At 53.5% G+C, this 12,677-nt stretch carries 15 protein-coding genes; 2 read left to right on the top strand and 13 right to left on the bottom strand.

What is annotated here, in order from left to right:
* Position 1: 1 nt before the first annotated feature.
* The 5 genes from ACSYSY_RS00570 to ACSYSY_RS00550 all read right to left on the bottom strand — a co-directional run bounded on the left by ACSYSY_RS00570 (position 2) and on the right by ACSYSY_RS00550 (position 3,634).
* Positions 2 to 541 carry an adenine phosphoribosyltransferase gene (locus ACSYSY_RS00570; protein ID WP_491707399.1) on the bottom strand — a complete coding sequence of 180 codons (540 nt, stop codon included), beginning with the start codon at positions 539 to 541 and terminating at the stop codon, positions 2 to 4.
* 87 nt (positions 542 to 628) lie between these two features.
* The gene (locus ACSYSY_RS00565) at positions 629 to 1,000 is read right to left on the bottom strand and encodes a response regulator (protein WP_491707398.1); all 372 of its coding nucleotides are present in this window, start codon (positions 998 to 1,000) and stop codon (positions 629 to 631) included.
* Positions 1,000 to 2,283 (bottom strand): multidrug effflux MFS transporter, encoded by a 1,284-nt coding sequence (locus ACSYSY_RS00560; protein ID WP_491707397.1) that lies wholly within the window; start codon positions 2,281 to 2,283, stop codon positions 1,000 to 1,002. The genes ACSYSY_RS00565 and ACSYSY_RS00560 overlap by 1 nt, the downstream gene beginning before the upstream one ends.
* A gap of 36 nt (positions 2,284 to 2,319) precedes the next feature.
* Entirely contained in the window at positions 2,320 to 3,030 is a 711-nt protein-coding gene (locus ACSYSY_RS00555; RefSeq protein ID WP_491707396.1) for a TVP38/TMEM64 family protein, read from the bottom strand.
* A 16-nt stretch (positions 3,031 to 3,046) separates the two neighbouring features.
* Positions 3,047 to 3,634 (bottom strand): NUDIX domain-containing protein, encoded by a 588-nt coding sequence (locus ACSYSY_RS00550; protein WP_491707395.1) that lies wholly within the window; start codon positions 3,632 to 3,634, stop codon positions 3,047 to 3,049.
* A gap of 220 nt (positions 3,635 to 3,854) precedes the next feature.
* Between ACSYSY_RS00550 and ACSYSY_RS00545 the strand changes: the two genes are divergently transcribed.
* Together ACSYSY_RS00545 and ACSYSY_RS00540 are read left to right on the top strand one after the other, a co-directional pair.
* Positions 3,855 to 5,114, top strand: a complete 1,260-nt coding sequence (locus tag ACSYSY_RS00545) for an MFS transporter (RefSeq protein WP_491707394.1) — start codon at positions 3,855 to 3,857, stop codon at positions 5,112 to 5,114.
* 48 nt (positions 5,115 to 5,162) lie between these two features.
* Positions 5,163 to 5,708 carry an LOG family protein gene (locus ACSYSY_RS00540; protein WP_491707393.1) on the top strand — a complete coding sequence of 182 codons (546 nt, stop codon included), beginning with the start codon at positions 5,163 to 5,165 and terminating at the stop codon, positions 5,706 to 5,708.
* Here ACSYSY_RS00540 and murA read toward each other — a convergent pair.
* The 8 genes from murA to ACSYSY_RS00500 form a co-directional block, all read right to left on the bottom strand.
* Positions 5,705 to 6,973, bottom strand: a complete 1,269-nt coding sequence (gene murA / locus ACSYSY_RS00535) for a UDP-N-acetylglucosamine 1-carboxyvinyltransferase (protein ID WP_491707392.1) — start codon at positions 6,971 to 6,973, stop codon at positions 5,705 to 5,707. The genes ACSYSY_RS00540 and murA overlap by 4 nt on opposite strands.
* A gap of 10 nt (positions 6,974 to 6,983) precedes the next feature.
* Positions 6,984 to 7,535: a dCTP deaminase gene (gene dcd / locus ACSYSY_RS00530; protein WP_491707391.1), complete on the bottom strand. Its 552-nt coding sequence runs from the start codon at positions 7,533 to 7,535 to the stop codon at positions 6,984 to 6,986.
* Between the two features lie 76 nt (positions 7,536 to 7,611).
* Positions 7,612 to 8,640 (bottom strand): DMT family transporter, encoded by a 1,029-nt coding sequence (locus ACSYSY_RS00525; protein WP_491707390.1) that lies wholly within the window; start codon positions 8,638 to 8,640, stop codon positions 7,612 to 7,614.
* The gene (locus ACSYSY_RS00520) at positions 8,637 to 8,807 is read right to left on the bottom strand and encodes a hypothetical protein (protein WP_491707389.1); all 171 of its coding nucleotides are present in this window, start codon (positions 8,805 to 8,807) and stop codon (positions 8,637 to 8,639) included. The genes ACSYSY_RS00525 and ACSYSY_RS00520 overlap by 4 nt, the downstream gene beginning before the upstream one ends.
* A 154-nt stretch (positions 8,808 to 8,961) precedes the next feature.
* Positions 8,962 to 9,552, bottom strand: coding sequence for a type 1 glutamine amidotransferase family protein (locus ACSYSY_RS00515; protein WP_491708188.1), 591 nt, complete (start codon positions 9,550 to 9,552; stop codon positions 8,962 to 8,964).
* Between the two features lie 44 nt (positions 9,553 to 9,596).
* Positions 9,597 to 10,286: a DJ-1/PfpI family protein gene (locus ACSYSY_RS00510; protein ID WP_491707388.1), complete on the bottom strand. Its 690-nt coding sequence runs from the start codon at positions 10,284 to 10,286 to the stop codon at positions 9,597 to 9,599.
* An 18-nt stretch (positions 10,287 to 10,304) separates the two neighbouring features.
* Complete coding sequence (locus ACSYSY_RS00505; protein WP_491707387.1) at positions 10,305 to 11,501, bottom strand: glycosyltransferase family 4 protein; 1,197 nt, start codon at positions 11,499 to 11,501, stop codon at positions 10,305 to 10,307.
* Between the two features lie 7 nt (positions 11,502 to 11,508).
* Positions 11,509 to 12,564, bottom strand: coding sequence for a hypothetical protein (locus ACSYSY_RS00500; RefSeq protein WP_491707386.1), 1,056 nt, complete (start codon positions 12,562 to 12,564; stop codon positions 11,509 to 11,511).
* Positions 12,565 to 12,677 lie beyond the last annotated feature (113 nt).

Here is a 12,677-nt window from a genome sequence, read left to right as displayed (position 1 = left end):
CCTAATCCTCGTACGTGATCAGTGATGTGACAGGCACGTCGATTTTCTCACGCCCCTTCAGCCCCGCCAGCTCAATCACCACGGCTGCCCCGACGACCTCAGCGCCGACCTTGCGCAACAGCTCGATAGAAGCTGCCAATGTCCCGCCTGTTGCCAGAAGGTCATCCAGCACCACAACGCGCTCACCCGGTTTGACCGCATTTTCCTGGATATGGAGTTCATCCTGACCATATTCCAGGCCATATTGATAGGAGATGGTTTTGCCGGGCAGCTTGCCGGGTTTACGCAGCATTGAAAAACCACAGCCCAGACGCATGGCCAGCGGGGCGGCGGTCAGGAAGCCACGGCTCTCAATCCCGGCCAGACTGTCCGGGCTGAAGCGTGACACGGTCTGTGCCAGACGCCCCGTCGCAATCTGCCAGCCTTCTGCATTATTGATCAGGGTTGAAATATCATAAAACAGGATTCCCTTTTTAGGGAAATCCGGCACCGTGCGAATGTATTTTTTCAGATCAATCGGGGCTGGTTCTTGAAAAGACATGACAAAAAGAATTCCTCAAAATGGGACATCATCGACACAAAGGCTTCCTTTGTACGCAAGCCAGCCCAAAGGCTCAACCCCTTCTCTTCAGGCAGCAGGGAGGAAGACTTGCCTCACCTTTTCAATAAGCTCGGATTTCCGGAAGGGTTTGGGCAGTAAGAGGGCGTCGAACTCGTCATGCACGGTCTGTGTTCCGTCATAACGGCCGGATGTCAGGATCACTGGCAGGGTAGGGAATTTTTGTTTCAAAGTCCGGGCAAGAGACACCCCATCAAGGGGGCCTGGCAGATTGACGTCGGCAATCAGCAGGGCAAATGTTTCCTTTTCCGCCACTGCCAGGGCCTCCTGCGCATCAGAGCAGTGGCAGATGCCATACCCTGCTTTTTTCAGAGCTGATTGCGCCACCAGAGCGATGATTTCCTCATCTTCAACCAGCAGGATTTTCAAGGGTTCTTTCATCAGACTTTCCTCTGGAAATGGCGTGCCCTGATTTCGCCTGTCAGAACAAAGCCGAGCATCACCACATCGGCCAGCAGCAGGATCCCCGCCATGGGAATGGCCGTCCCCAATGGCAGGCGGGCAAAAGCGTATGTTGCCACAATCCCGAAAACGTAAAACCCTGTTCCCCCCAATGCGGCGGCGGACCCCGCATTCTGGGCCTGACGGGATAGGGCGATTGCCGCGGCATTCGGCCCCACTGCCCCGCCCGGCGTCAGGGTCAGCACCATGGAGATGGTCAGAGGCCAGAAATAGATCTTTTTGAGATGGCCTGAAGGATCAAGATCACAGGCGGACCAGATGGCAATGGCTATAAAAATCAGCCCGAATACCACACCCATCCCCAGCACGGCCTTCAGCAACGTATTGCTATGGAAATAGCGCAACATAAAGGCATTCACCTGAGAAGCGCCGATCATGCAGATGGCAAAAGCTCCAAAAAGCATGCCATAATGGGCGGGGCTGAGGTGAAAAACCTCCTCAAAAAGAAAAGGCGCTGCCGTCAGATAGGTGAAAACGACCATGCCCTGCATCATCCAGACAATCCCTGTAAAGAAAAAGCTCGGATCCATCATGATCGTCACGTAACGCCGCAGAACAATCCCGACCTTTAACTCCCGGCGGAAATGCTGTGGCAATGTATCGGGCAGGAACAGGATAACAGCCACCGCACTCAGGGCGCCATAAATGGCCGTCCCCCAGAAAATATCCCGCCAGCTTATATATTTCAGAAGGAATCCGCCTATGGCCGGGGCAAGGATCGGGACAATGCCCTGAATGATAATCAGCCGTGACATGACCCGGGACATGGCATCACCTGACACGACGTCACGAAGGCAGGCATTCGGCACGACCAGACTTGCCGCTCCCATCAGGGCCGCAAGAACACGGAAAAAACAAAGCTGCGAAAGGCTCTGCGATAACGCGCACCCCACTCCTGCCAGAGCATAGCCAATGGTGCAGAGGATCAAGGGCCAGCGACGGCCAAAGCGGTCAATAATCGGGCCGATGCTGATCTGCCCTATTGCCAGCCCCGCGACCCAGGCCGTCATGGTCAGGCTGCCTGCCCCCGGCTGGGTGTGAAGCTGATGCTCAATCTCAGGGAGCGCCGGCAGATAAATATCTGTGGAAACCGGCGCAACCGCGGTCAGCCCCCCCAGAAGAATGGGAAACCATAAAGGGAGAGAGCCGCCTTTTACGTCTCCATCTTCTGTTCTTTCCACATGCAAATGCGTCAGCGTCATTTATGGCTCTCCATTTGGCAGGAACTTCTTCACTTATCAGGTTTGGAGGTCAGATTGAAATGAAGTCTTGTTTAGAAACTCCTTCTTCTGCCTGAAATGCCTGAGCCCCATCCATCCTGTGAGAGACGAGACAAGAAACAGGAAGGCCGCCAGAAAAATCTCATAAAAACGTCCCAGAGACGTCCCTGCCCCCATCAGGGTGAAAATAAGGCTCTGCGGGAGGCCACCAATCAGGGTTGCCGCAGCAAATCTCCAGAAAGAAAGCTCCGCCAGCCCTGCGGCAACCGAGACCAGCAAGGCCGACCCTATAGGGAGAAAACGCAAGGCAAGAACCGATAAAAAAGGCGAAGCCCGGCAGAATTCAGCCAGGTGATGCAGCTTTGTCCTCTTCTGACTCTTCTGTTTTTTCAAAAAGCGCCTTCCCAGAAACCGGGCCCATACATAGCTCAGGCACGCCCCTGCCTCATAAGCCATCATGCAGAAAAAGAGCCCTCGCCCCAGACCGAACCCTAACCCGGCTGCAAAACATAAAGCCTGACGTGACAGCCCGAAACTGCAATAAATCACCGCAAAGAGGCAGAACCACACCCACCCCCACGGATTGTCCTGCCATTGGCGGGCATGTGCGAGGTAGTCTTTGACAACAGGCACATGCCAGAGCAGGAGAGGAACCCCTAAAAGCCCTCCTGTCAGGCAGGCCAGTTTTACGAGTGCCCTTCCCTGAGAAGACAGACCTTTCACGCTCACTCTGCTGCTCTCACTCTCATACCAGTCCGCGCGCCCGGATCTGGGCAAAGGCCGCGATGGTCACCATACAGGTTACTTCCCCATTTCTGATCATCTCTTCAAAATCAGAGAGAGAGACGTCACGCACGATCATGTCAGATTCCGTTTCTTCCCGTGCTGCTTCCCCACGAACAAGGTCCCGCGCTAAAAAGACGTATCCTTTCTGGGTTGAATAGCCTGCACCCTGATATAATTCCCCGGCAGGAATCAGTTCTTTTGCAGAGAGGCCCGTTTCTTCCCGCAACTCTCCCAGAGCCAGCTCCTCTGCCTTGACGTCTTTTTTCGTCTCCCACATCCCCATGGGAAACTCCCACAGGCGCTTGCCCACCGGGTATCGGAATTGCTGGACCAGCGTCACATTTCCGTTAGCATGAAGGGGCATGATGACCGCAAATGTGCCGCGCTCCACCACACCATAAAGTCCCTTCTTCCCACTGGGATGAATGATGATGTCCTCGCGGACAGCCGTCCAGGGATTTTTATAGGCCAGCCGGGAGGATAAAATCCTGAACCCTGCCTCTTCGCGGGCTTTTCTGAGGGCGTCTTCCTGATTATCATGCGTCATTGGAAATAAGGGCCTTATCCGTTAAATAATATTTTACTTACAGGATCATTGATCATCCAACCCTTATTAACAGATTTCACGTTATATCCCCATCATTGTCTCGTGACTATCAGGCTCATGACTGTGCCCCCGCTTCCGGTTCGGGCTTTCTTCCTTTAAAAAGCACCTATAACCTGACCGTTATGCGCGCAGGGACCAACAGATTACGAAACGGTATTCCATGTCATCACACATTTTGACAGAAGAACCTCTTGTGGGATCACCGACATTAAAGGTCATCCCGGTCGTTATTTTCAATTTTCTTGTCTATTTCATTATCGGCCTGCCCAATGCTGTGATCGGGGCTTTATTTGTTCATGATATATTAGGGTTCAGCACGGCCATTGCCGGGATGACCCTCTCACTTCAATATCTCGGCACATTCAGCACGCGTCTGGTGTCCGGACACCTGGTTGACCGTTACGGACCCAAGAAAATATTATGTTACGGGCTAGGGGCAACAACCTTCTCAGGGTTGTTCATGTGTCTGGCCGCTTTGATTGCCGGGGTGCTTCCCCCCTCTGAGGCTGTGCGCTACGCGGCTCTGGCCATTGCCCTTTTGAGCCGCCTGCTTCTGGGGTGGGGAGAAAGCTGGACGGCCACATCTGTCACGACATGGAACATACGCCGCGTTGGCCGGAAGCATATCTCAGTCGCTATCTCATGGAATGGTGTCACTTCTTATGCCGGGATCGCCATTGGTGTCACAATCGGGAAATATCTCAGTCACTTTGACCCGCATATGCCCCTCCTGCCGGTGGGTGTGGCCTCTGCCCTTCTGGTCTTTACCAGCCTGCTTGTCCTGATCCGCTTTTACCCGGCCATAAAACCATTGCCTGTCAGAAAAGGGGCTCATATGTCCCTTCCCCGGGCCTTGCGGAAGGTTCTGCCTTATGGAGCCGGGCTGGCGGCGGGGTCATTCTCCTTTGGCACTATCAGCAACTTTCTTGCCCTTTATTTCAGCGATCACCACTGGAAGCATATCGGTCTTGCTTTCAGCATTTTCTCTGTCGTTTTTGTTCTGGGCAGGCTCTTTTTCGCCTCGCAGATTGAAAAACGTGGTGGCATCCCTGTTGCTTTTGCGTCCCTCATTGTGGGAGGGATGGGTATGGCCACGTTCTGCCTGGTCCATACTGAAACCGGCGCGACGATTGGAGCGGCCCTGACCGGAGGGGGCTTTTCCCTGCTGTTCCCCTCACTGGGAACGCTAGCTGTCAAAACCGATGGGCCGGAATATAGTGGCATTCTTCTGGCTGCCTACTCGGTTTTCACCGACCTGACCATTTTCATCGTTGGTCCCTTTATGGGCTTTATTCAGGTCAAGGCAGGATGGAACATAATGTTTGCCATTGTCGGGATTCTTTGTTTGAGTGGCATTCCTCTCATCACCCTGCTCTCACGCCTGCCAGGCAGCGGGATTGAAAAGCGTTCCGGCCCTTGAGCACGGTCAACCGGTTTGATTGTTAATTCTACAAAGGTACCTAGTTTTATGACGATTCAGAAATGTACTGTTTTTTGTGGTTCACGGACCGGCCACAACCCAGCCTACCAGCACGCCGCAACAGAACTGGGAACCGCCCTGGCACGCGAAAAACTGACCCTTGTTTATGGGGGCGGTGGCTGCGGCATCATGGGAGCACTGGCGCGGGCCGTCCTTAAAGCTGATGGCTTTGTAAAAGGGATTACGATCTCCCTGCTTGAAGAGCAGGAACTCCGTTATAGAGGGCTCAATGACATGGAAATTGTCGCGGACATGCCCACCCGCAAAAAAGCCTTATTTGAAGAGGGAGACGCCTATATCATTCTGCCGGGCGGCTTCGGCACATTTGATGAATTTATGGAGGTGCTGGTCAATCGTCAGCTTGGCCTCCATAAAAAACCGATTATCATCCTCAATATTGAACAATGGGCTGAGCCTCTTCTGACCCTGCTGAAGACCACGATCCAACAAGGCTTTGCCGACCAGGACGTCGCCGGGTTTTATACGGTTGTTGACGACGTCCCTGCCCTCATAAAGCTCCTGAAAAGCTATTAGGCGGCAGAACCACCAATCCGCCTGATCGCACCCCCACAGGCGGCCAGTTTACGTTCGACTTTTTCATAGCCACGGTCCAGATGGTAGACCCGGTGGAGCTCGGTCACACCCTCTGCCACCAGGCCAGCCAGAATCAGGGAAAAAGACGCTCTTAAATCGGTCGCCATAACCGGCGCGCCAGATAGTCTGGGAACACCGCGAATAATGGCTGAACGCCCCTGAATATGGATATTGGCGCCCATACGGTTTAATTCCGGCACGTGCATGAAACGATTTTCGAAAATCGTTTCAGTGATCATGGCTGCCCCTTCTGCCACTGTCAGGAGGGCCATGAACTGGGCCTGCATATCTGTCGGGAAGCCCGGGTAAGGCTCTGTCATCAGATCAATTCCGGTCAGTTTTCCTGAAGCGGAGACACGCAAGCCCTGTGCATCTTCTCTCACCACAGCGCCCATTTTTTGCAGAGCACCCATAACGGCTTCCTGATCCTCCAGACGGCCGCCTTTGAGCAGGAGATCGCCCCCCGTAATCGCCGCCGCACAGGCATAGGTGCCACATTCAATACGGTCCGGCATGACGCTATATTCGGCCCCATGGAGCGAAGGCACACCTTCAATCACCAGGTTCCCGCTTGTTTCGCCTGTAATGCGCGCTCCCATGGTTCTGAGGAAGCAGACCAGATCCACAATTTCAGGCTCGCGGGCAGCATTGATAATTTCAGTTTTACCCTGAGCAAGGCAGGCTGCCATCAACAGATTTTCAGTCGCACCGACACTGGCGAAAGGCAGGATAATCCGCCCCCCATGCAAGCCTTTAGGCGCCGTTGCATTGATATAGCCGTTTTCAAGGATGATTTCCGCACCCATAATCTCCAGCCCTTTAAGGTGGAGATCCACCGGGCGGGTGCCTATGGCACAGCCACCGGGCAAGGACACTCTGGCCTCACCCACGCGGGCTAAAAGGGGCCCCAATACCAGAATGGAGGCCCGCATTTTGGAGACGATGTCATAAGGCGCTTCCACCGAGCAGATCGGCCCTTCAATGACAAGGCTATGAGCGTCTTCATCCTTGCTGATTGTTTTGCCTAACGTCGTCAGCAAGGTGCACATGGTCTCAATATCAGCGATATTGGGAACATTATGGAGCGTGACAGGCTCTGTTGTCAGAAGGGAAGCCACCATCAGCTTCAGGCCGGAATTCTTGGCCCCGCTGATAACAATCTCACCCTGGAGGGCGTTACCGCCTTCAATCGTAAAATAGCTCACACCCTGCCCCTTATAAACGCGGTGGCGTCACACCAGACTGGCGCATATATTTCCCGGCACGATCAGCATAGCTGACCTCGCAAGGGCTCGCCCCCTGGAAGAAGAGAAACTGGCAAATACCCTCATTGGCATAAATACGGGCCGGAAGCGGCGTTGTATTGCTGATTTCGATCGTCACCTGACCTTCCCACTCCGGCTCAAGAGGGGTCACATTAACGATAATTCCGCACCGAGCATAAGTCGATTTACCAAGACACACCACCAGCGTATCACGGGGGATACGGAAATATTCGATGGTATGGGCAAGGGCAAAGCTGTTGGGCGGAATGGTGATATCACCACGGCGCGTCACAAAACTATTGGCTGTGAAGTTTTTGGGGTCAACCACGGCATTATCAACATCGGTAAAGATGTGAAATTCATCAGCCACCCGCGCATCATACCCATAAGAAGAAAGCCCATAGGAAATCACCCCCTCGCGTTTCTGCGCTTCGACAAAAGGTTCAATCATCCCTTCATCCTGCGCCATACGACGAATCCAATGATCTGGCATAATAGGCACGTTACTCTCTCCTCATCTAAACAGCTTTAAATCGCTTAGCTGGTCACAGAACTTAACGCAATCGCCCCGATGGAATCTAGCGCTTCGGCGAAGGCGTTATGGACACTTCCGGCGTAGGCGATTTCTGGGCTGGTCGAGGCCAGACTTCTTCTGGATAACGGACCCACAGGTCCCCCATGGCCGGCATTCTGGGCCGCACGGCTGCCCCCCTGAATGTGCGGCGCAACCACAGCCTGCGGGGGCGCAATTCACTTGAAATCACGCCACAGATAATGAGGAAAGCTCCCAGAAGCGTCGTCGAGGAAAGGGCTTCCCCCATGAAGTGGCCAATAATCCCGCCCCATATTGGCTCTGTAGAATAAATAACCGTGGCCTTCGTCGCGGGAACCGATTTCTGCGCCCAGTTCATGACAAGCTGAACAGCCGCACTTAACAGCCCCATCGCCAGAGCGCATAAGACCCAGCCCCACGCAAAAGGCGGAATGTGCTCCCCGGCGAGAGGCATCCCGATAAAGGCGACAATCCCCCCGACCACCAACTGAACAATTGTGATGCGCCGGCTGTCCGCCCCGACCGCACAGACACTGATCAACAGGATTTCAATGGCAAAGGCAAAGGTTGCCAGAATGGTCAGCAGATCCCCATGGCTGATCGAAATTTTGCCCCCTTGCGGCCCGGCGAGAAAGATCAGCCCCGTAAAGGCCAGTGTCAGCCCCAGAAGGCTCATGGCATGAGGGCGCTTGCGCAGGAAAATCCACTGCATAAGCGGCACAAGCGGGACATAAAGAGCCGTCAGAAACGCTGACCGGCTGGAACTGATTGTTTCCATCCCCTTGAGCTGCAACAGATACCCACAGACTAAAGACAGACCGATCAGGGAGCCGTTGATCATTTCCCTCCGGGTTATGCCGACAAGGCAGCGTTTACCGGTCAGAAGCATGACGATGATGGCCGCAATTAAAAAGCGGACCCCGACGAAAAAGAAAGGACCGCTTGTCTGCAATGCCAGGTGAAGCACATAATAGGTGCCTCCCCAGAACATCGTTATGATGGCAAGAGCCACTTCCTGCCGTGATGGCAAAGGAAGATGAAATCTCTTCGTCAAGATTTTGTCTCTTGAGGGTAACCGGCAAGCGCCTCTGTCTCATCAGGTCGCAGACGTTTCTGCTGTTTCCGGCGCAGGAGATTGGCCCTCAACGCTTTTGCTTCCCGCTCAAGACGCTCTTCAAGCTGTCTCTGTGCTTCTTCCTTGAGGACGGTCTGTTTTTTCATCAGCGTAAAAAAGCCTCATTATACGCAAATACCACTACGGCCCGTCTAACACGGGCCGCGGAGAGAACCAACCATTGAGTGCATATGCCCACGTCATGACAGCCATGACAAAATCATATCGCTCACAACAGAAGTGATGAAAGCAGAGTCTTTCCTAAGCTTTTGTTAAAAAAGGCCCCACAACCTTTTTGGCTTGCGCAAGATACTGATCTTTCTCTCCCACAGGAGCAACGTAGAAAAGCGCCTCTTCCGCATCTTTGACAGACCCACCCTGCGCGATCAGCCAATGAGCAAGGTACTGGGAGGCCAGACATCCCCCCGCCGTCGCGACAGAGCCATTGGCCGTAAAAGGCGCGTTAATGACATTTACCCCAGCCTCTAGAACCCAGGGTTTTGTCAGCAAATCCGTGCAGGGCGGCACAGTTCCTATCAACCCCAATTTAGCCAGTAAAAGCGTCCCCGAACATTGGGCCGCGATCAACTGACGCTCGGGGTCACATTTCAAACGGGCCATCAAGGCAGAATCTGCTGCAATATCGCGTGTTTTACTGCCACTTCCAAACAGAACCGCATCCGCCTCGGCAATAAACTCCAAAGGATTCTGGCGCTGAATCGTCACCCCATTCATGGACGTAACCTGCTCAGAAGGAGAGGTGATATAGGCCGCCCACCCTTTTGAGGCCATACGATTTAAAATACCGGCGGCAATAAATGAATCCAGCTCATTAAATCCCTCAAACGTCAGGACAGCGATTTTCCATTCTCTTTGACTATAAGTAAAACAAGTCGTTAATTATAACAGCTTTGAATTTCTGATGCCACCTGACGCGCTACTTCCTCACGACGGGCCTGAAAACTGGCTGATGCTGCCTTAACAGACTCTACCAGAGCCTTATCAGCCCTTGAAGGGCTACCGTCGCAGAAGGGCGGTGCCGGATCATACTCCATGGAAAGCTGAATTTTCCTTGCCTGTATCTCACCAAAAATTTCAGCACAGAATGTCAGGGCAAAATCAATGCCTGAGGTCACACCGGCCCCTGTCACACGATTACGGTCCCTTACAACTCTTTGGTGAACAGGGTGTGCCCCGAAATAGGCAAGCTGGTTAATTGATAACCAATGGCTGGTCGCCTTATAACCCTTCAATAATCCAGCCGCAGCCAGAATAAGGGAGCCCGTGCAAACCGACGTCAACCATTGTGCTGACTGCGCCTGCTGGCGAATAAAATCCAGCACTTCCTGATCCTGCATCAAAGGCAACTGACCCGGACCACCGGGAATGAACAGAATGTCAGCCTGCGGACAATCAGAAAATGAATAATCCGGCTTGAATAAAAGCCCCAGATCGCAGGCAACAAGATCTGTATTCTTCCAGACCAGCCTGACGTTCAGGTCAGGAATACGGGCCAGAACCTCAAAGGGGCCCGTCAGATCAAGCTGCGTAAAGTCTGGATAGACAAGCATTATGACATTCATCATTGGTGTGCTCCTTCCCGTTTATTGAGACGTCCCCATCGTAGAGGCCAGAAAACGCTCAGCCAGATTGGTCCTGAGCAGTTCATCATAGATCTCCAGAGTGGCATATTGCATGCGTTCCTTGGTGAAATAATGCAGGACATGCTCACGGGCTTCACGGGCAATCTCTTCGAGGGATGCAGGATCGGTGTTTAACACACCCATAATCGCCTGCTTCAGAGCCTCAACATTGCCGGCAGGAACCAGCACGCCCGTATGGCCGTCTATAATGGTTTCAGACAGTCCCCCTTCCCGGGTCCCGATGACCGGCCGCCCCATCATCTGGGCTTCAATGGCAACACGGCCGAAAGGTTCCGGCTTCAAAGAAGGGACGAGAACCAGATCAGCCGTGGCGTAAGCGGCTGGCATATCGGAGCAGTTCCCGACAAAACGCAGGTGGCTCTCCAGGCCCGCTTTCTGCACCTGGGCAAACAGCTTGTTAAAAAAGCCGGCTTTTGTCTCTGCTCCGGCAAAGACGCACACCCAGTCCTTGCCCAATTGTTCCCGCAGCCCTGCCAGAGCTTCAATCAGAAAGCTCTGCCCCTTCCAGGGGGTCAGACGCCCTGCCATGAGAATGATGCGGCTCCCATCGGGCACGAACCATTGCTCGATCAATGCCTGAATACGCGGCCCGGAGACGGATGCAGGATCATAAAGGACCGGGTCACACCCCCGGGCGATCAGGCGGAGGCGGTCATCCACCCCTTTATAGGTCTGCCTGATTTTCTGTGTAATATGCTGGGAGACCGCAATAACACGCTGCCCCTTCACCAGCGATGAATTATAAAGCCTTTTGAAAATTGTATGAGCGTCATGAACGCCATGCCACGTGGTCACTAAAGGGATTTTTTCTTTCCGCGCTGCTTTTGCTGCAACCCAGGCCGGATAACGCGAGCGCGCATGGATCAGATCCACGCCATATTCCCGGCAGATAGCCCTTAGCTGTTTGACGCGCCGCCGAAATTTGAAAGGGGAAAAACTTTTATCGAGCTTCAGAACAATATGTTCGCCCCCGACATAGCGTAAACGCGGCAGAAGGCGCCCCCCGCCACTCACGACCAATGCACGCCCTCCTGCCTGGGCAATGGCCTCGGCCATATCAAGCGTCCCCTGCTCAACACCACCGGCCTCAAGATCAGGCAGAATCTGCAAAATACAGGGTTTTGCTGTTTTCGTCATAAGGGTTCTATCCACCGGTCGGAATTGTCACAATAGCGCCGGCACCATGACTGGTTGCTGCAAGCGCGCTAATAACCTGCACCATTGTAAAAGCCTCTTTGCTCTGGAAATCCGTCTCATCAATCCAGTACCACCGCCTTTTATATTGTACGGAGGTATAGGTCTCTCCCGGTACATGCTTACCGGAATGGATGACGACTTCAGGACGACTTTCAATACCAATCTGCCCGATGGTCGGCGGTGTGCGTCCTGATTTGACATCCTCATCGGGCACTTCCATTTCATAGGAAAGCTGGGTTAACATTGCGAGCATGGAACGCGTCAAAATGGCGATCTGCCCCGGTCTTTTGGGGTAAGGACCATAGACGATTTCCGCTTCCTGCATCTGTGCGGGGAGATGCAGAAGCCGCCTGACCTCTGCCTGAACGGCCAGAAGCCTGTTATCAGACGTGTTGGCAAGCACCAGATAGACATGCTCACTCTTCTGAGGCGCGCTCTCCCCTCCTGAATGATCTCCTTTTTTCTTTTTCCCCGCTCCTGCGTCAGGGGCGACTTCATCACTGGAGATCCGCACCGTCAGGGCCCCGGCAAGCTGAAGCTCCTTTAAATCATGTAACAGAAGATAGAACCGCACGGATCCTCCCCCGAAAGGCCCGGCGCCCAGCCCCCTCACATTGGAGAGCCCATCAATGGATTGGGCTGTCAGGCGCAACAAGGTATCAATCGACATGCCCCCCAGACATAAAGGCATAATCACCGTCGGGGGGATTGGCCGGACCACATTCTCTGCATATTGCTGGCCTGTCAGAGGCTGATAGGTAATGGTCGGGTTTTCAGCCAGAGACATGGAGCCCTGCCCGAAAAGATAATTACTGATCGCCGAGGCCGGATAACCGTAATATCCCCCTGAAACACTCCGCGAAAAACTATAACCGGCAATCACCTGCGTGGTATCCAGAAAGGTCGGCGGGTCGGCATAACGACGGCGCACGATATTAAGCAGCATCTCACGTTTCTGCGTCTCACCCAGTGCACGGGTATAGGCAAGCTGATCATTTTGCATTTGTGACGGGCCAATTCTCAGGCAACCACTCAAGCCCAGGAAGCAGAATAACAAGACAGGGGAAATCATAGAACGCAACGAGATAAGACGTCCCTCCACAACAAAAGGAAACC

This window comes from Aristophania sp. ESL1100 (assembly GCF_058511235.1).
Note: the sequence above shows the minus strand (reverse complement) of the source record. Positions and strands in the feature narration are given on the sequence as shown.